This is a genomic window from Actinomadura sp. NPDC048032 (assembly GCF_040653175.1).
Lineage (GTDB): Bacteria > Actinomycetota > Actinomycetes > Streptosporangiales > Streptosporangiaceae > Spirillospora > Spirillospora verrucosospora.
In genome coordinates, this window is sequence record NZ_JBEZJP010000046.1 from 1 (window position 1) to 22,856 (window position 22,856).

Annotated in this window: 20 protein-coding genes; 9 read left to right on the top strand and 11 right to left on the bottom strand. The window is 73.9% G+C overall.

The window, feature by feature from the left end:
- Window positions 1–53 precede the first annotated feature (53 nt).
- Window positions 54–308, bottom strand: coding sequence for a hypothetical protein (locus AB0C69_RS09300; protein WP_360351790.1), 255 nt, complete (start codon window positions 306–308; stop codon window positions 54–56).
- 119 nt (window positions 309–427) lie between these two features.
- On the opposite strand from AB0C69_RS09300, the gene AB0C69_RS09305 reads away from it, so the two are divergent.
- From AB0C69_RS09305 to AB0C69_RS09320, 4 genes are read left to right on the top strand one after another with little or no spacing between them, the layout of a single operon-like run.
- A complete protein-coding gene (locus AB0C69_RS09305) occupies window positions 428–1,927 on the top strand; it encodes a hypothetical protein (RefSeq protein WP_360351793.1) in 1,500 nt (499 codons plus the stop codon).
- Between the two features lie 18 nt (window positions 1,928–1,945).
- Window positions 1,946–2,983 (top strand): MoxR family ATPase, encoded by a 1,038-nt coding sequence (locus AB0C69_RS09310; protein WP_360351796.1) that lies wholly within the window; start codon window positions 1,946–1,948, stop codon window positions 2,981–2,983.
- Window positions 2,980–7,134, top strand: a complete 4,155-nt coding sequence (gene fxsT / locus AB0C69_RS09315) for an FxSxx-COOH system tetratricopeptide repeat protein (RefSeq protein WP_360351799.1) — start codon at window positions 2,980–2,982, stop codon at window positions 7,132–7,134. The genes AB0C69_RS09310 and fxsT overlap by 4 nt, the downstream gene beginning before the upstream one ends.
- Window positions 7,135–7,183: 49 nt before the next feature.
- Entirely contained in the window at window positions 7,184–8,152 is a 969-nt protein-coding gene (locus tag AB0C69_RS09320; RefSeq protein ID WP_360351802.1) for a hypothetical protein, read from the top strand.
- A gap of 37 nt (window positions 8,153–8,189) precedes the next feature.
- Here the strand turns inward: AB0C69_RS09320 and AB0C69_RS09325 are convergent, their stop codons facing one another.
- The 3 genes from AB0C69_RS09325 to AB0C69_RS09335 all read right to left on the bottom strand — a co-directional run bounded on the left by AB0C69_RS09325 (window position 8,190) and on the right by AB0C69_RS09335 (window position 9,907).
- The gene (locus tag AB0C69_RS09325; RefSeq protein WP_345182692.1) at window positions 8,190–8,375 is read right to left on the bottom strand and encodes a hypothetical protein; all 186 of its coding nucleotides are present in this window, start codon (window positions 8,373–8,375) and stop codon (window positions 8,190–8,192) included.
- Window positions 8,376–8,456: 81 nt separating this feature from the next.
- Window positions 8,457–9,320 (bottom strand): GPR1/FUN34/YaaH family transporter, encoded by an 864-nt coding sequence (locus AB0C69_RS09330; protein WP_360351806.1) that lies wholly within the window; start codon window positions 9,318–9,320, stop codon window positions 8,457–8,459.
- Window positions 9,321–9,484: 164 nt separating this feature from the next.
- A complete protein-coding gene (locus AB0C69_RS09335; protein WP_345182695.1) occupies window positions 9,485–9,907 on the bottom strand; it encodes an STAS domain-containing protein in 423 nt (140 codons plus the stop codon).
- Between the two features lie 122 nt (window positions 9,908–10,029).
- Here AB0C69_RS09335 and AB0C69_RS09340 point away from each other — a divergent pair, with 122 nt between their 5' ends.
- The gene (locus AB0C69_RS09340; protein WP_360351810.1) at window positions 10,030–10,275 is read left to right on the top strand and encodes a DUF2630 family protein; all 246 of its coding nucleotides are present in this window, start codon (window positions 10,030–10,032) and stop codon (window positions 10,273–10,275) included.
- Between the two features lie 19 nt (window positions 10,276–10,294).
- Here the strand turns inward: AB0C69_RS09340 and AB0C69_RS09345 are convergent, their stop codons facing one another.
- From AB0C69_RS09345 to AB0C69_RS09365, 5 genes are all read right to left on the bottom strand, one after another.
- Window positions 10,295–11,938 (bottom strand): L-lactate permease, encoded by a 1,644-nt coding sequence (locus tag AB0C69_RS09345; protein ID WP_360351813.1) that lies wholly within the window; start codon window positions 11,936–11,938, stop codon window positions 10,295–10,297.
- Between the two features lie 95 nt (window positions 11,939–12,033).
- The gene (locus AB0C69_RS09350) at window positions 12,034–14,091 is read right to left on the bottom strand and encodes a xanthine dehydrogenase family protein molybdopterin-binding subunit (protein ID WP_360351816.1); all 2,058 of its coding nucleotides are present in this window, start codon (window positions 14,089–14,091) and stop codon (window positions 12,034–12,036) included.
- The gene (locus AB0C69_RS09355; RefSeq protein ID WP_360351819.1) at window positions 14,088–15,062 is read right to left on the bottom strand and encodes a xanthine dehydrogenase family protein subunit M; all 975 of its coding nucleotides are present in this window, start codon (window positions 15,060–15,062) and stop codon (window positions 14,088–14,090) included. Before AB0C69_RS09355 ends, AB0C69_RS09350 begins: the two co-directional genes overlap by 4 nt.
- Window positions 15,059–15,604, bottom strand: a complete 546-nt coding sequence (locus tag AB0C69_RS09360; RefSeq protein ID WP_360351822.1) for a 2Fe-2S iron-sulfur cluster-binding protein — start codon at window positions 15,602–15,604, stop codon at window positions 15,059–15,061. Before AB0C69_RS09360 ends, AB0C69_RS09355 begins: the two co-directional genes overlap by 4 nt.
- A gap of 78 nt (window positions 15,605–15,682) precedes the next feature.
- On the bottom strand, window positions 15,683–16,054 hold the full coding sequence (locus tag AB0C69_RS09365) for a phage holin family protein (protein WP_345182701.1): 372 nt from the start codon (window positions 16,052–16,054) through the stop codon (window positions 15,683–15,685).
- A gap of 112 nt (window positions 16,055–16,166) precedes the next feature.
- On the opposite strand from AB0C69_RS09365, the gene AB0C69_RS09370 reads away from it, so the two are divergent.
- From AB0C69_RS09370 to AB0C69_RS09380, 3 genes are all read left to right on the top strand, one after another.
- Window positions 16,167–18,314 carry a germacradienol/geosmin synthase gene (locus AB0C69_RS09370; protein WP_360351826.1) on the top strand — a complete coding sequence of 716 codons (2,148 nt, stop codon included), beginning with the start codon at window positions 16,167–16,169 and terminating at the stop codon, window positions 18,312–18,314.
- A 156-nt stretch (window positions 18,315–18,470) separates the two neighbouring features.
- A complete protein-coding gene (locus tag AB0C69_RS09375; protein WP_360351829.1) occupies window positions 18,471–19,121 on the top strand; it encodes an RNA polymerase sigma factor in 651 nt (216 codons plus the stop codon).
- Window positions 19,118–20,071 carry a hypothetical protein gene (locus AB0C69_RS09380; protein ID WP_360351832.1) on the top strand — a complete coding sequence of 318 codons (954 nt, stop codon included), beginning with the start codon at window positions 19,118–19,120 and terminating at the stop codon, window positions 20,069–20,071. Before AB0C69_RS09375 ends, AB0C69_RS09380 begins: the two co-directional genes overlap by 4 nt.
- A 49-nt stretch (window positions 20,072–20,120) precedes the next feature.
- Here AB0C69_RS09380 and AB0C69_RS09385 read toward each other — a convergent pair whose 3' ends face one another.
- Window positions 20,121–21,320: an MFS transporter gene (locus AB0C69_RS09385; protein ID WP_360351835.1), complete on the bottom strand. Its 1,200-nt coding sequence runs from the start codon at window positions 21,318–21,320 to the stop codon at window positions 20,121–20,123.
- 199 nt (window positions 21,321–21,519) lie between these two features.
- Between AB0C69_RS09385 and AB0C69_RS09390 the strand changes: the two genes are divergently transcribed.
- Window positions 21,520–22,119 (top strand): XRE family transcriptional regulator, encoded by a 600-nt coding sequence (locus AB0C69_RS09390; protein ID WP_360351838.1) that lies wholly within the window; start codon window positions 21,520–21,522, stop codon window positions 22,117–22,119.
- 124 nt (window positions 22,120–22,243) lie between these two features.
- Here AB0C69_RS09390 and AB0C69_RS09395 read toward each other — a convergent pair whose 3' ends face one another.
- Window positions 22,244–22,771 carry an NADAR family protein gene (locus tag AB0C69_RS09395; RefSeq protein ID WP_360351841.1) on the bottom strand — a complete coding sequence of 176 codons (528 nt, stop codon included), beginning with the start codon at window positions 22,769–22,771 and terminating at the stop codon, window positions 22,244–22,246.
- Window positions 22,772–22,856: the final 85 nt, after the last annotated feature.

A 22,856-nucleotide genomic window follows, 5' to 3' on the forward strand; every position in this document is an offset into this window, starting at 1 on the left:
AGGGGTAGCCGCCGAGCTCCCTGTACAGCTCCGCGTACTCGGCCAGCTTGTCGCTACCTGCTCTCGCTGGTGGCGAGCACGAGGATCGCGACCGGGGTCGTCACCGCGATCACCCTGTGCGTCGCCGTGGTCAGCAGCTGCTGCCTCTGGTCGCTGCGGAAACGGCGGAACATCGGCTCCCAGCAGACGCTCAGGGGCGCGCTCGCCGAGGTGGTCGGGCCGCCGCTCCGCCGGTGCGCGGCGGCGGCCCGCGCGGTCCCGGGACGGGTCCGCTCCACGGCCCGGTCCGCGGACTCCGGTTCCGACACAGACCTTTATGACAATTCCACACCGCCGGAAATGCCCCAGGGGATCATTTCTCGCTGAACGCGTACGATATGCCCCACCGATGGGGGTCCCGGTGCGGTTTGGGTGTCGGAGGGGATGAGTGTCGGACGTGGCATGGTCGCTGCCTTTCGAAGACCAGTCCCGCCTCGTGCGGGCCCTGTGGGAACTGGAGACCGTGCGCAAGCGCACCTCCCGTGACCTCTGCGTCTCCCTTCTGGAACGGCGGCTGGGCCATCCCCTCCCGATCAGCCGGGACGACAAGGACATCACCGATGTCTGGCATCTCGTGGACGCGTGCCTGCCCTATCCCGGGGCGTTCCACGCGCTGGTCGAGATCGTCGAGGAGTTCCACCGCGGGAGCACGCCGATGGGGGAGCTCCGCGACCTCGTCGAGGAGCTGCTTCCCGAACCGCTGCTCAGCCCGAAGGAGCGCCGGGAACTCGACGGCCTCCTGCGGAGCCTGGGCGACCGCGTCTCCGAGGCCGTCGAGCCGGCCGCGATCCGCGCGCTCTACTGGGAGGTCGCCGGTCCGTCCGGCCCCGCCCTCGCCGCCGACCCGGGCGACCTGTGGAGCGTTCTGGCCAGGCTGGAGGACCTGACCTTCAGCGCCGAGGGCGTCCCGCCGCTCCTGGCCTTCGTCGAGGGGCTCGCCGCGCACGCGGCCGGACCCGCGGCCGCCGGCCTGCGCGCCTGGGCCGACCGGCTCGCGCACCGGCTGGGGGCGGCGCGCGGCCTCCCCCCGGCGCGGCGGCGCGAGGTGCCCGCGGCGCGCGACGCCGGGGCGCGGGAGGCCGCGGCGCGGAGCTACCTGGTCATCGAGCTGCGCGGGGACGGAGCCGTCCCGGACCGCTACCTGGCCTCCGCGTGGCTCCAGGTGGACGGCGGGCACGGGCTCATGCTGCGCTGCGACGACGAACCCGTCCCCCTCGACCGGCTGCCCGGACTCGTCAAGGAGCTGCTGTGCGAGGACCAGCACGTCGTCAACCGGCCGACGCCGGAGCTGACGCTGGAGTTCGTGCTGCCGGTCGACCTGCTCGGCACGCCGGTCGACCAGCTGCGGATCACGGTGGACGGGCTGGAGCGGCGCCTCGGCATCGAGCATCCGGTGGTCGTCCGCAGCCTCGACCGGATGCGCAGGCGGGCGTACCACCACCACTGGCGCCGCAAGTGGCGGTGGCTGCGCGACAACCCCCACGGCGCCGAGGTGTGCTGGGTGACACAGCCCGGGCAGTACGGCGGTGAAAGCCTCTACAGCATGCTGCTGTCCGAACCGTCGTCGGTGTGCATGGCCATGGCCTTCCCCCCGCGCACGGACGGGCCGGACTCCGCGGAGCTGCGCGCCGCGCTCCAGGCGGGGGCGCCGATCGTCACCTGGTGCCGCCGCGGCCGCGATCCGGAGCGGTTCGCCCGGGAGTTCCGGGAACTGCTGGGCGCGGGGGCGATGGACCTGCCCGACGCCGTGCTGGCGCTGCGCCGGCAGGCGCTCCGGGCCCTCGACGGAGACGGCGGCGGCGTCCATCTCGGTCTCGACCTGACGCTGGTGTTCGACGACGCGGACCGGCTGCCCGAACCCTACGTGCGGCTGAACGCCCCGGCCTGAGCCCCCTGGGAGGTACCTGTGGCGAAGACGGAGACGACCGCGGGCGAAGAGTCCGGGGGCTGGGAGATCTACCGGGGTGACGCCCGGCCGCACGACGGCCTGGCGCGGCTGCCCGATCCGCCGCCCTGGAGGCGGTTCGACGCGGTCGGCGACACGGCCGACGGCGCCGCCCGGCTGCCGGGCGGCGGTCTGGAGCGCGCCCTGGCGTACCGTCCGAAACCGAACGTCGTCACCATGGTGAACGTGGCCCTGCGCCTGCGGCGGCCCCTGCTGGTCACCGGCAAGCCCGGGACGGGCAAGTCGACGCTCGCCTACAACGTGGCGCACGAGCTGGGCCTCGGTCCCGTGCTGGACTGGCCGATCACCAGCCGGGTCACGCTCCAGGAAGGGCTGTACCGCTACGACGCCATCGGCCGTCTGCACGAGACGAGCCTGCGCCGGGCCGTGGCCCCCGGGGCCGACACCGAGGCCCCCGACATCGGCCGTTACATCCGGCTCGGGCCGCTCGGGACGGCGCTGCTGCCGCAGCCGCGCCCCCGCGTGCTGCTCATCGACGAGCTGGACAAGAGCGACATCGACCTGCCCAACGACCTGCTCAACGTGTTCGAGGAGGGCGGCTTCACGATCCCGGAGCTCGAACGCCTCCCGGAGGACCAGCCGGTCGTGCACGTCATGCCGGCCAAGGGACCGGACCGGGTGCCGGTCGGCCGCGGCCGGGTCCAGTGCACCGCGTTCCCGCTGGTCGTCATCACCAGCAACGGCGAGCGGGAGTTCCCCCCGGCGTTCCTGCGCCGCTGCGTCCGGCTGGTGATCGAGCCGCCGAGCCCCGAGGAGCTCGCCGAGATCGTCGAGGCGCACCTCGGCCCCGCGGCGAGCGCGGCGAGCGCGGACCTCATCCGGGAGTTCCTGGACCGCCGCGAGCAGGGCGACCTGGCCACCGACCAGCTCCTCAACGCGGTCTACCTGAGCACGACCGGCTCCCGGCCCTCGGAGGCCACGCTCCAGGACATGGTCAGGGCGATCCTGCGCCCGCTGGGCGCCGCCGGCCCGGGATGATCCCCCGGCTGATCGGGGCACTGGAGGCGCTCTCCCCCCGGCCCACCGCGGAGGAGGTCGCCGACGCCCTGTGGCTGGCGCTCTCCCTGCCGGGGGCCGCGGCGCCCGGCGGTCAGGACCCGCCGGCGCCCGGCCCTGAGGCGGAGCCGGAACCGCCCGCGGAGCCCGTCGCGGCCGAGCCCGCGGTCGCCGAACCGTCCGCGCCCCGCCGTCCGGTCCGTCCCGCGCCGTCGGCCGCGCAGGCCGGACTGCACCTCCCCGCGCCGGGGTCCGCGCCGGGCGACGCCGTGCGCGCCCCGGCGGCGCCCGCGCTCCCGCACGCGCTGAGCCTCGCCCGCGCGCTGCGGCCGCTGCGGGGCAGGGTCTCGTCCCGGACGGTGGAGAACCTCGTCGAGGAGGCGACGGCGCAGCGGATCGCGGAGACCGGCATCTGGGAGCCGGTCATGGAGCCCGCGCCGGAACGGCGGCTCGACCTCGCCCTCGTGGTGGACGGCGGCCCCTCCATGGTCGTCTGGACCCGGCTCGCCGCCGAGCTGCGGACCCTGATGGAACGGCTGGGCGCCTTCCGCGACGTGCGGGTGTGGCGGCTCGACGCCGACGGCGGCGCGCTCGTCCTGCGCACCGGCAGCTCGCCGGCCGGGCCGGGGCGCAGCCCGGACGAGCTGATCGACCCGACGCACCGCCGCGTGGTCCTGGTCTTCAGCGACTGCATCGGGCCGGCCTGGGGCGACGGGCGCGCCGCCGCGGTCGTCGAACGCTGGGCGCGGTCCGCCCCGGTCGCGATCCTCCAGCCGCTCCCCCAGCGGCTGTGGTGGCGGTGCGCGACGGCGGTCGAGCCGGTGTGGCTCGGGGCGCAGCGGGCCGGGGCGCCGAACGCCCGGCTCGCGGTGCGGCCGCGCGAGGAGTCCGCCGTGCCGCCCGGCGTCGCCGTTCCCGTGATGGAGCTGGAGCCCCGCTGGCTGCGCCCCTGGGCCGAACTCGTCGGCTGCGGGGCGGAGCGGATCGCGGCGATGGCCGTGTTCACCGGCGCGCCGGCCGCCGAGGCCCCCCGGGACGCCCGGGAGGAGGACGGCGGCGACCCGTCGCCCTCCGAGCGGGTGACGCGCTTCCGGGCGGTCTCCTCGCCGACGGCGTTCCGGCTGGCGGCCTACCTCGCGGCGGCCCCGCTGCGGCTGGAGGTCATGTCGCTCGTCCAGAGGGCCATGCTCCCGGAGGCCACGTCGGCGCACCTGGCCGAGGTGTTCCTGGGCGGCCTGCTGCGGCGCGCCCGCCGCGCCTCGGACCCGGCGGGCGTCGAGTACGAGTTCCACGACGGGGTCCGCGACGTCCTGCTCGGCGGTCTCGGCCGCACGGAGGCGATGGGCGTCCTGCGCAACGTCTGGGACGTCGTGCGCGGGCGGTGGGGGTCCACGCAGGACTTCCCCGCGCTACTGCGGGCCATCCAGCAGGGCGCCGAGGACCTGCGGCAGGATCCGCCGTTCGCGCAGGTCGCGGCGCGCGTGCTCGCCCGGCTCGGCGGACGGTACGCGCAGATCGCGGAGCGCCTGGCGCAGAGCGCCGCGGACGGTCCCGGCGCCGCCGTCCCGGACGACGCCGGACCCGCGCCCGGCGAGGGCCCCGCGCGGGAGGAGCGGGACGCGCGGGCGCCGCTGCTGGGCGGCGGGCTCCCGGCGCGCAACCCCGACTTCACCGGCCGCGACGCCCTGCTCCGCGACATCCGGGCGGAACTGTCCGGCGCGGTGACCTCCCTGCTGCCCGCGGACCCGCGGCGGCTCGGCGGGCAGGGCAAGTCGCAGCTCGCCGTCGAGTACGCCCACCGCCACGCGGGCGACTACGACCTCGTCTGGTGGGTGCCCGCCGAGCGGACCACGCTCGCCAGGTCGTCGCTCGCCGAGCTGGCCCGGCGGCTCGGCACGCCGCTCAGCGACGAGGTCAACCGGACCGTCGAGCACCTCCTGGACGCGCTGCGCGCGGGCCCGGGGCGCCGGCGCTGGCTGCTCATCTACGACAACGCCGCCGACCCCGACGAGATCGTCCCGCTGATGCCGGTGCGCCGGGGGGAGCCCGGCGGGCGGCTGACGACCGCCGTCCCGGGAGGGCACGTCCTGGTCACCTCCCGGGACCACCGCTGGACGGAGCTCACCGCCGGCAAGGAGGTGGGCGTGTTCGAGCGCGCGGAGAGCATCGCGCTGCTGTGCCGCCGCGTGCCCGGCCTCACGCCCGCCGACGCCGACCGGCTCGCCCGGCGGATCGGCGACCTGCCGCTGGCGGTCGAGCAGGCCGCGGCGTGGCACGCCGTGACCGGCCGGACGACCGCGGAGTACCTGCGGCTCCTCGACCGCCGGCTCCGCGAGAAGGCCCGGCCGGCCCTCCCGCCGGACTATCCGGCCGAGCTGGCCGCGACGCTGACCCTGGCGTTCGAGCGGCTGCTGGAGGACGCGCCCGCCGCGGGGCGGCTGCTGGAGCTGTGGGCCTTCTTCGGCCCCGAGCCCGTCACCCGGAACCTGCTGTCGGCGGGCGCCGCGGACGGCCTCCCCCCGGAACTGGCGGAGACGCTGGGAGACGCCGGCCTGCTCCGGACGGCGATGGCCGACATCAGCCGCTACGCCCTCGGCCGGTTCGACCCGGATCCGTGCAGCCTCCAGGTCCACCGGCTCGTGCGGACGATGCTGCAGACCAGGCTCTCCGAGACCGACCGCCGGGCCGTGCGGGACCGGGTGCACCGGATCCTCGCCGCCGCGACGCCGCAGGCGACGCCGGAGGACGAGACCACCTGGGGGATCCGAGCGGAGATCGCCCCGCACGTGGTGCCGTCGGGCGTCATCGGCGGCGCGTCCACCGAGGTCCGCGGGGTCGCGCTCGACCAGATGCGCTACCTGTACCTGCTCGGCGACTTCGAGGGCAGCCGCGTCCTCGCCGAGCTCGCGCTGGAGCGGTGGCAGCGGGAGCTCGGCCCCTACGACGAGTCGGTGCTCATCGCGGGCCGCGAGCTCGGCACCGTGCTGCGCGCGCTCGGGGAGGTGGCCGCGGCGAACCGGCAGAACGCCGACATCCACCGGCGGACGACCGAGCGCTTCGGGCCCGGCCACTCGCTCACCATGCGCGCCGCCCGCAACGTCGCCGCCGACCTGCGGCTGAAGGGCGACTTCCGGGCCGCCCTCGCCCTCGACCAGGACACGCTGCGCCGCACGGTCCGGCTGTTCGGCAACGGCCACGTCGAGACGCTCGTCGTCGCCAACAACGTCGGCATCGACCTGCGCCTGCTGGGCGAGTTCGAGCGGGCGCGGGCGATCGACGCCGGCTCGGTCGAGCAGCTCCGCGCGAGCCTCGGCCCGCGCCACCGCAACACCCTGCTGGCCATCAGCCAGCTCGCCCGCGACCTGCACGGGCTGGGCGAGTACCGCGAGGCCGCCGCGCTGCAGCGGGAGGTTCTGGCGACCATGCGGGAGACGCCCGTGTCCGAGCACGCGTTCGTGCTGCACACGGAGATGAGCCACGCCGTCACCCTGCGGAAGCTGGGCCGCCACGGCGAGGCGATGGCGCGGGCGGAGGCGACGCTGCGGCTCCACACGCAACGCTACGGCGAGCGGCATCCCGACACCCTCGCCGCCCGGCGCGTGCTGGTGGCGGCCTGCCTGGCGGCCGGCGACGCCGGGAGGGCCCGCGCGCTCGGAGAGGCGGCCCTCGCCGAGCACCGCCGGGTCATGGGCATGGACCATCCGTTCTCCCACGCCTGCGCCGCGGACCTCGCCATGGCGCTGCGGGGCCTGGGCGACCACGAGGCGGCGCGCGTCCTCGACGACACGTCCGTCCGGGAGCTGCGCGCCGCGCTGGGCGCCGACCACTACTTCTCGCTCTGCTGCTCGGTCGGGCTCGTCCACGACCTGTTCCACATGGGCAGGCTGGAGGCGGCCCGCATCCGCTCCAACGAGACCTGGGAGCGGTTCGGCGGCCGGTACGGCCCGGACCACGTCTACACGCTCGCGTGCGCCCACAACCACCGGGTGATCTGCGACGCGCTCGGCCTGGAAGGCCCGGCCGGCGACCCCGTCGGCGCCCTGGCGGACGTCCTCGGGGACGGGCACCCGGACGTCAGGCAGGCCGGGGAGGGACGTCTACTCGACTGCGACATCGCGCCGACCTCGCTCTGAGCCGGATGGAACGGGGCTCGGCGCACGGAACTGAGGAGGGGCAGCGGACATGCTTCCCGATTTCGACGCCACCGGCCCTCTCTGGCGCCCCTCGGGGCCCTGCGTCATCGTCGGCTGCGACATCGCGGGTTTCGGCGACGCGACCCGGACCGACGACGTGCGACGGCACATGCGCGACGCGCTGTACCGGCATCTGGACGTGAGCCTCGCCGCCGCGGGGGTCCTCCTGGCCGACTGCTACTGGGAGGACCGCGGCGACGGAGCGATGATCGCCCTGCGGCCCCATCTGGAGGTGGAGTCGGTCCTGGTGGACGTCGCCGACACGCTGCGGGCCGAACTGGGCCGCCACAACCGGGTCGCCTCCGAGATCGCCCGGATCCGGCTGCGGATGGCGGTGCACACCGGGGAGGCCGTCTTCGACGGCCACGGGCTGGTGGGAACGGCCGTGAACCACACGTTCCGCATCCTCGACGCCCCCGCCTTCAAGGAGGCGCTCGGCGCGTCCGGGGCGTGGTTCGGGCTGGTCGTCTCCGAGCGCGTCCATTCCGACGTCGTCCGGCACGCCAGGGGGAGGATCATCCCGGAGGACTACCGGCGGATCGAGGTGGCGGTCAAGGAGACCGACGCCTCGGCGTGGATCAGGCTGCCGGGCGCGGGCGCCGGCCGCCCGGACGCGCACCGGAACCCGGCCACCGCGGTCTCACCGCGGCCTTCGGTCTTCGCGCCGCCGCCGGACGCGCCGGACCGGCCGGCCGTCTTCGAACTGGTCGACCGCATGCTGGAGGTGCCGCTGCTGTCGTCCCCGCAGGGCCGCGACCAGGTGGTCGGCGCCCTCCGCCGGGACGTCGCCGCCGCGGTCACCCGTCACGCGGGCGCCCGGATGGACTGCTTCGCCATCCTCACCACGTGCCTGGACTACCCCGGCGGGCTGAAGGAGCTCGTCGACGTCACCCGGGGGCTGGCCGGAGAGTCGCTCTCCGTCCACCGTCTGGAACAGGCCATGGCCCGGATCCTGTGAGCCCCGCCCGGATCTCCTTCTCCGGGCCCGGGACGCGTCAGGCGTGCTCGGTGCGGAGGTGGTGCTTGAGGGTCGCCAGCTCAAGGTGCGGCGCGTGGCAGCGGTCGCAGGCCCAGACTCCGCTGGGTATCGTGACGCCGCGCGCCGACGCGTCCTCGCGCGCGCACAGCAGGTTGTAGGACTGGACGAGGCGTCGCCACGTCCTCCGGACCGCCGATGACATTCCCGCTCCCCCTTCGAGCCCGGTTCGGTGCTCTTGGGCTCAGCATAGGGTAACGGGAATGTCAAGGCGAAACGCCGGAGATCACTGCCCGATCTTCAGGCCCGGTTCGCCCTGCCGGTACTCCAGGGGCCGGACCCCCCGGCCGCCGGGCACGTTGGCGCCCCGGCGCATCATGCCGGTGGGCAGGATCGTCCGCCCGAAGCTGTTCGCGAACATCATCGCGGCGGCCGCGTACAGGGCGACCACCGAGGCGGCGACGAACAGCCAGCCGCCGACGTCCAGCGCCCAGGTCGTCCCCACCCAGAATCCGGCGGCCGTGAAGCCCGCGCCGACCGCCAGGCAGGCCCAGACCAGGGACGTCATCAGGTTCTCGCCGAGCGCGGCGAGCGCGCCCAGTCCGGTGATCACCGCGAGCGGGATGAACCAGAACGCGAATCCCTGATAGGCCGTGCCGAGGACCGGCGCCAGTGCCACCGGTGCCGCGCCGATGCTCACCAGCAGGAACAGCAGCCCCCAGCCGATGAAGAACGTGCCCCACATGCCGTGCATGGCGGTGGCCACGCCGTCCCGCGCCCGGTAGCCCCACAGGCCGGCCAGCAGCTGCGCGATGCCGCCGAAGGTCAGCACGAAGGGCCACAGGATGAGCGGGGTGCCGACGCCGCCGTACCAGCCGGCCTGCCACGCGCCCACCATCATGGCCGCGGCGGCGAGCCCGAACAGCCCGAGGATCGACGGCGCCGCGATCGGCTGCAGGAAGACGCGGGTGCGGTCCTCCCAGAGCGCGTGCTCGCCGGCCTGGTCCGCGCCCCTCGGGGGCGCCATCGCCGCGCCCTGTGCCGGTGCGGCCGCGCCGTGCGCCGGGGTGGCCGTGCCCTCCGCGGGCATCGCCGGTCCCGTGTGCTCGCCGGGCATCGGCGCGGATTGGTGCTCTCTACGCCTTGCCATGAGATCCCCCTCTGAATCGGAGAGCTGTAAACCCCTCCTAACCGTGTTCAACCAGGTCAAACGGCATATGACGGTTTCCTGAAGAGGTTCGCGTTTGCACCCGGCACCCTTTGCCGCACGCTGACGCGGGCATGGTGATCCGGTGGCTCAGCGGCTCCGGTGGCTCAGCGGCCGAGCGGCCGCGGCGGGCAGTGGATCTCCAGGCCGGGGGTGGCGTTCCAGCCGATCAGCGTGAACAGCCGCTCGATGTGCGGGGGGACCCCGTGCAGGACGAGGAGGCAGTCGCGCTCGTGCAGGGCGCGGGCGGCCTCGCTGAAGGCGCGCAGGCCCGCGACGTCCATGAACTCCACCCCCGACAGGTCGGCGTGCAAATCGCCGGACACGCGGTCCTGGACGGCGCGCAGGGCGCGCGCGACCGCGGCGGTGTTGGAGACGTCGACCTCCCCGGCGAGCAGGACCCGGGGCACGCCCGACGCGGCCGTGATGCGCAGCAGCGCGGAGTCGTGCTCGACGATGTCGTAGCGGGGAGCCTCCCGCGCACCCGGGTCGGGGGCGCCCTCGCCGCCGGTGATCCGCCAGACCGTCATCTGCTCCTCACCCTCAACGGGGCGCCGCCGCTACCGTGCGCGGCCCCGTATATGCAAGGCTCTCACCTGTCGGGACCTTCTGGACCCCACCAGAGCGGAAAACCACGATCGGAAGCCATTTCATGGACGAGAAGGCGATCCTGGAACGTATCAACGATTTCATCGAGGAGGAACACTCTCTCCGGCAGGCGCACGAGCGGGCCGAGGCCTCCAACGCCGAGGTCCAGACGCGGCTGCGGGACCTGGAGGTGGCGCTCGACCAGTGCTGGGATCTGCTGCGGCAGCGGAGGGCCCGCCTCTCGGCGGGACAGAACCCGGAAGAGGCCCAGGTCCGTCCCGCCGGCGAGGTGGAGGGCTACTGGCAGTAGCCCCCTCGCGGCCGGCCCCTCACGGGACCATCCAGCCGAGCACCGCGGTGGACTGCAGGCCGGACAGCACGCACATCCCGGCCAGGAACAGCAGGCTCCACAGCACCACGCGGCGGAAGATGTCGCCCTCGCGCCCGTCCAGGCCGACGGCCGCGGCGGCGATGGCGAGGTTCTGCGGCGACACCATCTTGCCGAGGACGCCGCCGGAGCTGTTGGTCGCGGCCATCAGGACCGTGGACAGGTCGGCCTTGTTCGCGGCGGTGACCTGCAGGGAGCCGAACAGCGAGTTGGACGAGGTGTCCGATCCGGTGACGGCGGTGCCGAGCCAGCCGAGGATCGGCGACAGCAGCGCGAACGCGCCGCCCGCCCCCGCCATCCACGTCCCGAGCGTCACGGTCTGCCCCGACGCGTTCATCACGAACGCCAGCGCCAGGACGGCCATCACCGTGATGATCGCCCACCTGAGCTGGACGAGCGTCGTCCCGTAGGCGCGCAGGGCCCGGCCGGCGCCGACGCCGAGGGCGGCCATGGTGATCAGCCCGGCGGCGAGCATCTGCGTGCCGGGCGTGGTCAGGTAGTTGAAGGTGAAGGTCGGCAGGGCCAGCGGCTTGCCCGTGGGGCCCGTGAGGTGCAGCCCCGGCCAGGAGAACGTCCGGGTCGCCCGGTCCAGGAGGTCCTTGACCGGCCCGATCTGGCAGACGACGAAGACCGCGATGATGATCGCGTAAGGCGCGTAGGCGCGGGCGACCTCGGCGCGGGAGTCCCCGGCCCGGCCCTCGACACGGGCGGCGAACTCCGGGGTCGGCTCGTCCGCCGCACCGCCGGCGACCGGGGCGGGCTTCGCCTGCGCCGCCGACGGGCGCACCCGGACGGCCAGGACGACGGCCGCCGCGGAGACCAGCGACGCCACGACGTCGGCGAGCGGCACCGAGACGAAGTTCGCGGTGACGTACTGCGCGGCCCCGAACGCGGCGCCGCACAGCAGGGCGACGGGCCAGGTCTCGCGCAGCCCGCGCCGCCCGTCCACGATGGCGACGAGGACGAGCGGGACGAACACGGCGAGGATCGGGGTCTGCCGCCCCACCATGGCGCCGAGCGTGTCGCTGGACTCGCCGGTGACCTTGCCGAGCGTGAGGATCGGCGTCGCCATCGCGCCGAACGCGACGGGCGCGGTGTTGGCGGTGAGGGCGAGGACGGCGGCCTTGAGCGGCGGGAAGCCGAGCGCGATCAGCATGACGGAGGTGACCGCGACCGGCGTGCCGAATCCGGCCAGGGCCTCCAGCAGCGCGCCGAACGAGAACGCGATCAGCACCGCCTGGAGCCTGCTGTCGTCGCTGACCCGCGCGAACGACCGGCGCAGCACGTCGAAGTGCCCGGTGGCGACGGTGATGTTGTAGACCCAGAGGGCGTTGATGACGATCCACAGGATCGGGTAGAAGCCGAACGCCGCGCCCTCGGAGCCGGCGAGGAGCGCCTGGTCGGCGGGCATCCCGTACGTCCAGACCGCGACGGCCAGCGCGACGGCCAGCGCGATCAGGGACGCGAGCCACGCGCGCATGCGGACGCCGCCGAGCAGGACGAACAGCACGGCCAGCGGCAGCGCGGCGACCAGGGAGCTCCAGCCGAGCGAGTCGGCGACGGGATCGAGGACCTGCTGGTACACGGCGATCACCTCGTGGGGTAGTGGTCGCCCCCGAGTACGTCATCCCTACCCGGCCCGGTGACGGAGATCACCTTGATAGTGAACTTTTCAACCGGTCAGAGCTCCCGGAGGAGCCGGGCCGGGGTAATGGGCAGGTCGCGAACGCGGATCCCGGTGGCGTGGTGGACGGCGTTGCCGACGGCCGCCGCCGCGCCGACGATGCCGATCTCGCCGATGCCCTTGGCTCCCATCGGGTTCAGGTGCGGGTCGGACTCCTCCACCCACGCGGCGTCGACGTCGCGGATGTCGGCGCAGGCCGGGACGTGGTACTGGGCGAGGTCGCGGTTCAGGTAGTCGCCGAACTCCCGGTCCATGACGCTCTGCTCCATCAGCGCCATCCCGACGCCCATCGTCATCCCGCCGATGAACTGGGACCGGGCCGTCGTGGGGTTGATGATCCGCCCGGCGGCGAACACGCCGAGCATCCGGCGGACGCGGACCTCGCCGGTGTCGGCGTCCACCTCCACCTCGGCGAACTGCGCGCCGAACGCGTGCCGGGCGTACTCGGCGCGGGCCTTGAGCTCCTCGCCGGTGTCGGCGGACGCCTCCACGCCCTCGGGCGGGACGGCGCCGTTCAGCTTCCCGCGCAGGGCCTCGCAGGCGCGCACGACGGCCGTCCCCCAGCCGGCCGTCCCTCCGGATCCGCCCGCCACCGACGCCCGGGGGAACGCGCTGTCGCCGATCTCCATCCGGATGTCGGCGAGGTCCTCCTTGAGCGTCTCGGCCGCGATCAGGGCGAGGGCGGTGCGGGCGCCGGTGCCGATGTCGGCGGCGGCGATCCGGATGGTGAACGTCCCGTCGGGCTCGGCCCGGGCCGAGGCCTGGTTGGGCCGCTGGTAGGCGGGATAGGTGGACGCGGCGACGCCCATGCCCACGAGCTTGCGGCCCTCCCTGCGGACGCCGGGACGGGGGTCGCGCCCGGCCCACCCGAAGCGTTCGGCGCCCTCGCGGAGGCAGGCGACCAGGTTCCGCGAGCTGAACGGAAGCCCGCTCTCGGGCTCGTGATCGGTGTCGTTGCGCACGCGGAGCTCGACCGGGTCGATGCCCGTGGCGACGGCCAGCTCGTCCATCGCCGATTCGAGCGCGTACATGCCGGGCGTCTCGCCCGGGGCGCGCATCCAGGACGGCGTGGGGACGTCGAGCGGCACCACCCGGTGCGAGGTGAGGCGGTGCGGGGCCCGGTACATCATGCGCGTGGGCGTCGCGGTCTGCTCGGCGAACTCCTTGACGGTCGAGGTCTGCTCGGCCACCTCGTGCAGGATCGCGTTCAGCCGCCCGTCCTCGCCGGCGCCGAGGCGCAGGCGCTGGACGGTCGGGGTCCGGTAGCCGGTGGTGGCGAACATCTGCTGGCGCGGGACGGCGAACTTCACGGGACGTCCCGCGACGCGGGCGGCCATCGCGGCGAGCACGACGTTCGGCCGGGGCGTGCCCTTGGAGCCGAACCCGCCGCCGACGTGCGGCGACACGACGCGCACCCGGGAGGGGTCGAGCCCGAAGACCTTCGCGATCGTGGACTGGACGGTCGACGCGCCCTGGTTGGAGTCGTACAGCGTGAGAGTGCCGTCGTCGTCCCACCGGGCGATCGTGGCGTGCGGCTCCATCGGGTTGTTGTGCTCGGCCGGGGTCGTGTAGACGGCGTCCACCCGCACGGCCGAGTCGGCGAACGCCTTCTCGGGCTCGCCCTGCCCGGTGTCCGCGGGGAACACCGGGTTCACCTTGTCCGGCTTGTAGAGGCCCGGATGGTCGGCGCGCAGACGCACGTCCGGCGCCTCCTCGGCGTACTCGACGCGCAGCAGGCGGGCCGCCTCCCGGGCGGTCTCCAGGGTCTCCGCGACCACGGCGGCCACGAACTGGCCGCGGTAGGAGACCGTCCGCGACTGGAACAGGGCCAGCTCGCCGTCCGAGGTGTCGTCGAGCTCGGGGGCGTTCTCGCAGGACAGGACGGCGAGCACCCCGGGCAGCCGCAGCGCGGCCTCGGTCCCGACCGACGCGATCCGGCCCTTGCCCACGCTCGCCTGGACGGCCGCGGCGTAGGCGGCGCCCTCCACGGGGTACTCGAACGCGTACCGCGCCGTCCCGGTGACCTTCTCGCGGCCCTCCAGCCGGTCGGTCATGACTCCTCCCCCAGCTCGGTCAACGTCCGGACGATCAGGTTGCGCGCCATCGGCACCTTGTAGGCGTTGTCGCGCAGCGGCTCGGCGGCCTCCATCTCGGCCTCGGCGGCGCGCAGGAAGGACTCCTCCGTCGCCTCCGCGCCGCGCAGGGCCTCCTCGGCGCGGCGCGCCCGCCACGGCTTGTGGGCGACGCCGCCGAGGGCCAGCCGGACGTCCCGCACCCGGCCGTCGGCGACGTCCAGCGCCGCCGCTATGGAGACCAGCGCGAACGCGAACGACGCGCGCTCGCGGACCTTGCGGTAGCGGGACGGGACGCCCAGCGCCGGGACCTCCACGGCGGTGATCAGGTCGCCCGGTTCGAGGGTGGTGTCGCGCTGGGGCTCGTCCCCGGGGAGCCTGTACAGGTCCTCGATGGGGACGGTCCTCTCTCCGCCGCGCCCCCGCACGCGCACGGACGCGTCCAGGGCGGCCAGCGCCACGGCCATGTCGGACGGGTGCGTCGCCACGCAGGCGTCGGAATGGCCCAGGATCGCCAGGTTGTGGTGCTCGCCCTCCCGCGCCGGGCACCCGCTGCCCGGGGTGCGCTTGTTGCAGGGCTTGGAGGTGTCCTGGAAGTAGGAGCAGCGGGTCCGCTGGAGCAGGTTGCCGCCGACGGTGGCGAGGTTGCGGATCTGGCCGGACGCCCCCGCGAGGACGGCCTGCGCCAGGAGGGAGTGGCCCTCGCGCACGGTCGGGTCGGCCGCGACGGCGCTGTTGGTCACCGCCGACCCGATGGCGAGGCTTCCGTCCGGTCGCAGTTCGATCTGGTCGTAGGGCAGATGCGCGACGTCGACGAGCCTGCTCGGCTCCTCCACCCCGAGCCGCATCAGGTCGACGAGGTTGGTTCCGCCGCCCAGGTAGACGGCTCCGTCCTGGTGGCGCTGGAGGGCGTCCTCGGCGCTGGTGGCGCGCTCGTACGCGAAGGGCCTCATGCCTCCGCCCCCTCCCTGCGCTGCGCAGCCTGCTTGAGGGCCGCGACGATGCCGACGTAGGCGCCGCAGCGGCACAGGTTGCCGCTCATGCGCTCGCGTATCTCGTCGTCGTCCAGAACGGGATCGGCCTCCAGGTCGCCGGTGACCGCGCTGGGCCAGCCGCGTTCGGCCTCGTCCAGCATCCCGGTGGCGGAGCAGAGCTGGCCGGGCGTGCAGTACCCGCACTGGAAGGCGTCGTTCTCGATGAACGCCTGCTGGACGGGACTGAGCTCTCCGTCCCGCGCCAGCCCTTCGACCGTGACGACGTCCGCTCCGTCATGGGCGACGGCCAAGGCCAGGCACCCGTTCGCCCTGCGCCCGTCGAGGAGGACGGTGCAGGCTCCGCACTGGCCGTGGTCGCAGCCCTTCTTCGACCCGGTCAGGCCGAGATCCTCACGCAGGACGTCCAGCAGGGACGCTCGGGTGTCGACGTTGAGCCGGTGCTCTGTCCCGTTCACGACGAGGGTGACGTCGGCGTGCACGGGCGTGGCTTCGCTGTCCATGCCGGGGTGCCTACCCCGGATCTTCCGTCGGTCACCGAACCTCGGCGGCCGCGTCGGGGCTCTTCCCCGGCCCTCGCCTCAGTCGTTGTCGGTGAGGATCTCCACGACCTGCCGGGCCGTGTCGGTCGGCAGCGGCGGCGGAAGCCCCTTCCACTTGCGGGACGCGGCCATCGCCGCGGCCCCCGCCCCTCCCCCGTACACGGCGGCGGTGATGAACGACGCCAGCTCGGGAGGGAGCTTCCGCTCCAGCAGCAGCACGTTCATGCGGTAGGTGGCGGCGGTCGCCATGACCCCGAACGCCCCGGCCACGGCCCCCAGGCGCAGCGCCGGGATGCGCTGCCGGGCCTTATCGATCATCTCCTGCTGCGCCGCCTCGACCACACGCCGGGCGAGCACGAGGTTCTGCTCCAGCGGGTCGTTGGCCGCGGCAGGTTCGCGCGACTTCGACATGACCTCGGCTTACCCGCAGTTTGACCGGAGATTCCGGCTAGCAATGTGTCACTTTCCGTGACATGGCCTGTGCTGTAGGTTGCCGAACCGGACCCGACAGGAAGGCCGGTTCATGCAACCCTTCGAGCTGCCCGACTTCTACGTCCCGTATCCCGCGCGGCTCAACCCGAACCTGGAGGGCGCGCGGCGGCACACCATGGCGTGGGCGCGCGAGATGAAGATGCTGGACGCCGACCGGGACCCCGGGACCCCCGACATCTGGGACGAGCGCGCGCTCGAAGCGATGGACTACGCCCTCCTGTGCGCCTACACGCACCCCGACTGCGCCGCCCCCGAACTCGACCTCGTCACCGACTGGTACGTCTGGGTCTTCTACTTCGACGACCACTTCCTGGAGGTCTTCAAGAAGCCGCAGGACCAGGAGGGCGCACGGTCCTACCTCGACCGGCTGCCGCTGTTCATGTCGCTGGACCCGCCCGACCCGGTGAACGCCGTCGAGCGCGGGCTCGCCGACCTGTGGGCGCGGACCGTCCCGGCGCGGTCGGACGCCTGGCGGCGCCGCTTCTCGGTGAGCACCCTCAACCTGCTGCGCGAATCGCTGTGGGAGCTGTCCAACATCAGCACCGGGCGGATCCCGAACCCGGTCGAGTACATCGAGATGCGCCGCAAGGTCGGCGGGGCGCCGTGGTCGGCCGACCTCGCCGAGCACGCCGCCGGCGTCGAGATCCCCGAACGCGTGGTGGCGACGCGGCCGCTGCGCGTCCTGAAGGACACCTTCTCCGACGCCGTCCACCTGCGCAACGACATCTTCTCCTACCAGCGCGAGACCGAGTCCGAGGGCGAGGTCAACAACTCGGTGCTGGTGATGGAGCGGTTCCTGTCGGTCGCGCCGCAGGTCGCCGCCGACACCGTCAACGACCTGCTCACCTCGCGGCTGCGCCAGTTCGAGAACACCGCGGTGACCGAGCTGCCGCACGTCTTCGAGGACCACGCCCTCGACCCGGCGGAGCGGGCGAGCGTCGCGGCCTACGTCAAGGCCCTCCAGGACTGGCAGTCCGGCGGCCACGAATGGCACCTGCGGTCCAGCAGGTACATGAACGACAGGTCGCTCGGCATGTCCGCCGCCCGCATCCCCGCCCTGCTGAAGTCGGCGCGGATCAGCCTCCCCCACGTCCCGTTCCAGAAAGTGGGGCCGACGCCGCTGCCCGCGTTCGACATCCCGTACACGGCGCGCGTCAACCCGCACTGCGAGCGCGCGGGACGCAACCTGCTCGCCTGGGCGCGGGAGATGGGCATGCTCTCCCCCCACCCCCGCACGCCCGTCCCCGTGTGGAGCGCCGAACGGCTCACCGGGATGGCACTGGAGGTCTGCGGCGCGTCCATCGCCCCCGACGCCGACCCGGACGCGCTCGACCTCGCCGTCCAGTGGCTGGGGTGCGGCACCTTCGGCGACGACTTCTTCCCGGCCGTCTTCAACCGCGACCGCGACATGGCGGGAGCGAAGGCGTTCAACGCCCGCGTCCCCCGGTTCATGCCGCTGGACTGCGGTCCCGTCCCCGCCCCGGAGAACCCGTTCGAGGCCGGGCTGGCGGACCTGTGGCCCCGCACCGCCGGGCCGATGGACGACCGGGGCCGCCGCGAGTTCCGCGCGGCCGTCGAGCACATGGTCGAGAGCTGGGTGTGGGAGCTGAACAACCACCTCCAGTCGCGCGTCCCCGACCCCGTCGACTACGTCGAGATGCGCCGCCGCACGTTCGGCTCCGAGCTGACGATGAGCCTGGCCCGCGTCGGGCGCGCGGACGAGGTCCCTCCGCACGTCTTCGAGACCCGCACCCTCCGCGAGCTCGAAGCCTCCGCGATGGACGTCGCGTGCCTGCTCAACGACTGCTACTCCTACCAGAAGGAGATCGAGTACGAGGGCGAGCTGAACAACGGCGTCCTCGCCGTCGAGAACTTCTTCGGCTGCGGCCGCGACGAGGCGCTGCCCATCGTGGGCGACCTCATCGCCTCCCGCCGCCGCCAGTTCGAGCACCTCGCCGGCGGCGAGCTCCCCGCCCTCTGCGACCACCTCGGCCTGGACGACGCCGCCCGGGCCGCCGTCTCCTCGTACGTCGGGGAACTGCGCGACTGGATGGCCGGCATCCTCACGTGGCACCGCGCGACCGACCGCTACGACGAGCGCGAGCCCGTCTTCCGGCTTCCCGAGCCCGCCGGCCCGGGAACGTCGGCCTTCCGCCTCTTCGCGCGCGCCGCCCGCTGAGCGGCGCCCTCCTCAGGTCGCCGCCCCGGCTCCCCGCACCGGGGCGGCGGTCTGGGGGTCAAGGCGCGAAGCTGGACGGCGCTCAGCTGAAATGCTCTGCGATGTGCGGACATGTGCCCTGCGTCCGGTGAGAACACCGCGACGAGAGGAGAGGGCTTGCCATCCCCATCGCGACCACTGCACCCGCGGGAACCCCGCCCGCCCGACGACCGGCGGCGCCGCTTCGAGGACGTCTACGCGGCCAACCGCGCCCCGATCCTCGGATACGCGCTGCGCCGCACGAACGACCCGCAGGACGCCGCCGACGTCCTGGCGGAGACGTTCCTCACCGCCTGGCGGCGGCTCGACGACGTCCCGCCCGGCGACCAGGCCCGGCTGTGGCTGTACGGGGTGGCCCGGCGCGTCCTGGCCAACCACCACCGCGGCGAGCGCCGCAGGTCCGCGCTGGCCGCCGACCTCGGGTCCCGGCTGCGTGACGGCCTGGCCGTCCAGGACCCGCCCGGCGGCGACCTGACCGGCGTCGGCGCCGCGTTCCGCGGCCTGCCCGAATCCGACCGCGAGCTGCTGGCCCTCGTCGGCTGGGAGGGCCTCGGCCACGGCGAGATCGCGACCGTCCTGGGCTGCTCCCGCAACGCGGTGCGGATCCGCCTGCACCGTGCCCGCCGCCGCTTCGCCCGCGCCCTGGCCCGCGTGGACACGGACACCCCCGCCGCCCCGGCGCCCGCCGGCCCCGGACCCGCCACTTCCCTGCACGCCGCGTCCCTGCCCGCCACGGGGCGGCGGATCCCGAACGGAGACCCCACATGAAGCGCGACATCGACCCGCTGATCGGAGGGCTCGCCTCCGTCACCGACCGGCAGGCCGCGGCCCTGCTGTCCGAGGACGCGGCCGCCGCCCTCGCCGACCGCATCACCGCGACCTCGTCCCTCTCGGCCGTGGACGGGTCGCCCGCCCCGCACCGGCGGCGCTCGCCGGTCATGCGCATCGGCCTCCCGCTGGCCGCGGCGGGTGTCGCCTGCGCGGCCGTCACGGCGATCGTCGCGACCCGCGACGGCGGACCCGGCGACACACCGGGCGTCACCGCGACGAGCCCGCGCGTCTCGCTGGTCTCGGCGCTGTCGTTCACCCGCAGGGGCGGCTACATCGACGTCCGCGTCCGCGACCCGCTGGCCGACCCGAAGCGCTACAAGGAGGAGTTCGCCGCCCACGGCCTCGACGTCACGCTGTCGATGGTCCCGGCGTCCCCGTCCATCGTCGGCACCGTCGTCATGATGGAGACCAGCGAGAACACCGGCGAGCGCGACGTCACCACGATCACCGCCAAGGGCGAGTGCGTGACCGGCGGCGGAGGCGACGTCTGCCCGGTCGGCGTCCGGATCCGCACCGGCTACAAGGGCACCGCCCAGATCGTCTTCGGGCGGGACGCCCGCCGGGGCGAGCAGTACAACAGCACCGCGCCCGCCTCGGCTCCGGGCGAGGTCATGCACGGCATGACCTACCGCAGGCACCGCGTGGGCGAGGTGCTGGCCGCACTGCGCGAGCGGCACGTCACGGTGCCGGAGTACCGCGCCATGGAGGGCAACGTCAGCAAGGCGCTGAAGCCCGGCCAGGTCCCGCCCACGTGGTACGTCCACGACGCGGTTCCCTGGGCCAAGAACCAGGTCCTCCTTTTCGTGGGCCCCGGGCCCACCGAGCAGGCGAGCAGCGGGCCGCCCTCGGCGCCTCCCGGCGTCCCCTCGCCGACGCCGACCGGGTGAGCGGCGGCGGACCGCCCCGACCGGGGCGGTCCGCTTCCTCACGGGCCGGTCATCCCCGTCCGCGACGGGAGAGCGCCCGGTCGAGGAGGACGGCCGGCACGACGGCCGCCGCCAGGACGGCGCCGATCCAGGCGACGGAGGTCAGACCCGCGCCGGCGTTCATGGCCGCGCCGGCGAGCGCCGGCACGAGGCTGATGCCGAGCTGGAACGCCGAGACGGTGGCGGCCCCGGCGAGCGTCGGCGCCTCCGACGCGATCGCGAACACCCGCCCGTAGATGGCCGGATTCAGCACGAATCCGGCGATCCCGAGCAGCAGGACGAGCGGGACGACGGCCGCCGCGTGCCCGGCCAGGACCGCGAGCAGCACGGAACAGGCCGAGATCCCCAGGGCCCCCGCCAGGAGCGCGTGCGTGGGCCGCCGGTCGGCGATCCTGCCCCCGGCGGACAGGCCGATGAAGGCGCCGACCCCGAACAGCGCGAGGATCGCGGGGACCCACACGCCCGGAACGCCGGTGACGTCGGTCAGCAGCGCCGCGAGGTAGTTGAACGAGATCATGTAGGCGGCGGTGCTCAGGATGGTCGCGGCGTAGACGACCCAGAGCTGCGGCCGCCTCATCGTGCGCAGCTCCCGCCGCACGCTCGGCTCCGCGTCCGCGCCGGTCGCGGGGATCGCGACCAGGCTCAGGACCGCGCCCGCCGCGGTCAGGGCCACCACGCCCCAGAACCCGCCCCGCCACCCGGTGAAGTAGCTGAGCAGCGCGCCCGCCGGACCACCGGCGATCATCGCCAGGCCGAGGCCGCTGACGACCACTCCGGAGGCCCGAGCGGTGCGGTCGGACGTGACGAGACCGATCGCGGTGACCGCCGCGACGGCCCAGTAACCCGCGTAGGCCAGCCCGCACAGGAAGCGGGTCGCCACCAGCACGGCGTAACCGTCGGCCAGAAGGCCGACCGCCACCGAGACCGCGAAGACGACCTGCGTGGCCACCAGCGTGGTACGCCGCGGCCAGCGCAGCGTCAGGACGGCGAAGGGAGGCCCGCCGACGACCACCCCGGCGGCGAACGCCGAGATCAGCGCACCCGCGGAGGACAGACTGATCCCGAGGTCGTCGGCGATCTCCGGCAGGACCCCGGCCAGCAGGAACTCCGCGCTGCCCATCGCGAACAGGCTGAACGCCAGCAGGTAGACCCCGAGCGGCAGCCGCCCCCCGGAAGAACCCACCCGCCGCGAAGCGGTCTCGACACTCACCGCCCCCCACCCCCGGCGTCCTCCGCCCGTCCCACCTCCAGCAGCGCGGTGTTCGGGCCCGCGGCCCCCGCACCGACCACCACGACGTCGTACTCCGCATCGCTCATCGCGATCACCTCCGCCGCGGACGGTGCCCTCCCCGGCGGCCGGACGGCAAACCCTGTTGCCATTTCCGGGACGTCCGCAGTGGAATGGGGGCATGCAGCACCCAACCGCGATCGCCGACGCGCTCGCCGAGGTCGGCCCGCGCCTCAAGCGGCTCCGCAACGAGCGCAACGTGACCCTGTCCGAGCTCTCCGAGGCCACCGGGATCTCGAAGAGCACGCTGTCGCGCTTGGAGTCCGGCCAGCGCCGCCCCAGCCTGGAGCTGCTGCTGCCCATCTCGCAGGCCCACCAGGTTCCGCTGGACGAGCTGGTGGGCGCCCCCGAGGTCGGCGACCCCCGCGTCCGGCTGACTCCGCGGCGCGTGAACGGCAACACCGTCCTCCCCCTGACGCGCCAGCCCGGCCCGATCCAGTCGTACAAGATGGTGCTCCCCGCGGCCCGGCGCGTGCCCGACCTGTGCACCCATGAGGGCTACGAGTGGCTTTACGTGCTGTCGGGACGTCTGCGCCTGGTGCTGGCCGATCACGACCTGGTACTGGGCCCGGGCGAGGTGGCCGAGTTCGACACCCGGCTGCCGCACTGGTTCGGCACGACCGGCGAGGGTCCGGTCGAGGTTCTCAGCCTCTTCGGCCGTCAGGGAGAGCGCATCCACATCCGCGCCCGACCGCGTCCCCGCCAGACGCAGGCGTCCTGAACGCGCCGGCTTGCCCACGGCGGCCCGTGCTATCTCCGCCCGTCTCAAGCGATCCGATGTTCGAGCCCTCGGCCCCGGTAACCCGGCGCGGCTTCCGGTGGGAGACCGACGCCGAGGAGGGCGGTCAGGAGGAGAGCGTTTCGCGGACGGTCATCAGGGCGAAGCCCAGGAGGTTCTCGCCCTGCCAGGAGGCGGGGTGCTCGGCCCGGGGGTCGTCGGCGGTCATGCCGATGCCCCAGACGCGGTCCAGCGGGCTCGCTTCCACGAGGATGCGGTCGCGGGTGCCGGCAAGATAGTCGCGGAGATCTTTGTTCTGGGCGAACTTGGCCTCATTGCCCTTTGTGACAATGGTCACACGATTGTGGCGCCACGTCTGCTCGTCGAAGTCGCGGACGCGGCGGCCGAGGTCTTTCGCGCGTCGGGGATGGGACGCGGCGATGACGGCGGCGGCCGTTTCCTCGTCGCCGAAGAGGCGGGCCTTTTCCGCCATCATGTAGTGCTCGGCGGTCGCGTACGTGACTCCGCCGACGGCGAAGGGGGACGGCCACCACTGGCTGAGGTAGCCGCGACCAGGGGTCTGGTGGCCCCAGAAGAACAGGAACCTCAGGTGCGTGCCCTGCTCCTGGAGGCGGGTCAGCTCGGCGACGTCCATGACCGAGAGCGTGCCAGGGACGGCCGCCGCGGTCCATCCGGTTTCCGCCGGGAATGGATGATCGATTGGCGTTGTTGTGAGGTTT

What these genes read in the sequence shown, in the direction of transcription:
- AB0C69_RS09365 (WP_345182701.1), bottom strand. Translation starts at nt 16,054, where the DNA reads ATGTCGAAGTCGCGCGAACCTGCCGCGGCCAACGACCCGCTGGAGCAG.
- AB0C69_RS09325 (WP_345182692.1), bottom strand. Translation starts at nt 8,375, where the DNA reads ATGTCATCGGCGGTCCGGAGGACGTGGCGACGCCTCGTCCAGTCCTAC.
- AB0C69_RS09395 (WP_360351841.1), bottom strand. Translation starts at nt 22,771, where the DNA reads ATGGACGTCGCCGAGCTGACCCGCCTCCAGGAGCAGGGCACGCACCTG.
- AB0C69_RS09380 (WP_360351832.1), top strand. Translation starts at nt 19,118, where the DNA reads ATGAAGCGCGACATCGACCCGCTGATCGGAGGGCTCGCCTCCGTCACC.
- AB0C69_RS09340 (WP_360351810.1), top strand. Translation starts at nt 10,030, where the DNA reads ATGGACGAGAAGGCGATCCTGGAACGTATCAACGATTTCATCGAGGAG.
- AB0C69_RS09370 (WP_360351826.1), top strand. Translation starts at nt 16,167, where the DNA reads ATGCAACCCTTCGAGCTGCCCGACTTCTACGTCCCGTATCCCGCGCGG.
- AB0C69_RS09360 (WP_360351822.1), bottom strand. Translation starts at nt 15,604, where the DNA reads ATGGACAGCGAAGCCACGCCCGTGCACGCCGACGTCACCCTCGTCGTG.
- fxsT (WP_360351799.1), top strand. Translation starts at nt 2,980, where the DNA reads ATGATCCCCCGGCTGATCGGGGCACTGGAGGCGCTCTCCCCCCGGCCC.
- AB0C69_RS09335 (WP_345182695.1), bottom strand. Translation starts at nt 9,907, where the DNA reads ATGACGGTCTGGCGGATCACCGGCGGCGAGGGCGCCCCCGACCCGGGT.
- AB0C69_RS09330 (WP_360351806.1), bottom strand. Translation starts at nt 9,320, where the DNA reads ATGGCAAGGCGTAGAGAGCACCAATCCGCGCCGATGCCCGGCGAGCAC.
- AB0C69_RS09390 (WP_360351838.1), top strand. Translation starts at nt 21,520, where the DNA reads ATGCAGCACCCAACCGCGATCGCCGACGCGCTCGCCGAGGTCGGCCCG.
- AB0C69_RS09350 (WP_360351816.1), bottom strand. Translation starts at nt 14,091, where the DNA reads ATGACCGACCGGCTGGAGGGCCGCGAGAAGGTCACCGGGACGGCGCGG.
- AB0C69_RS09320 (WP_360351802.1), top strand. Translation starts at nt 7,184, where the DNA reads ATGCTTCCCGATTTCGACGCCACCGGCCCTCTCTGGCGCCCCTCGGGG.
- AB0C69_RS09355 (WP_360351819.1), bottom strand. Translation starts at nt 15,062, where the DNA reads ATGAGGCCCTTCGCGTACGAGCGCGCCACCAGCGCCGAGGACGCCCTC.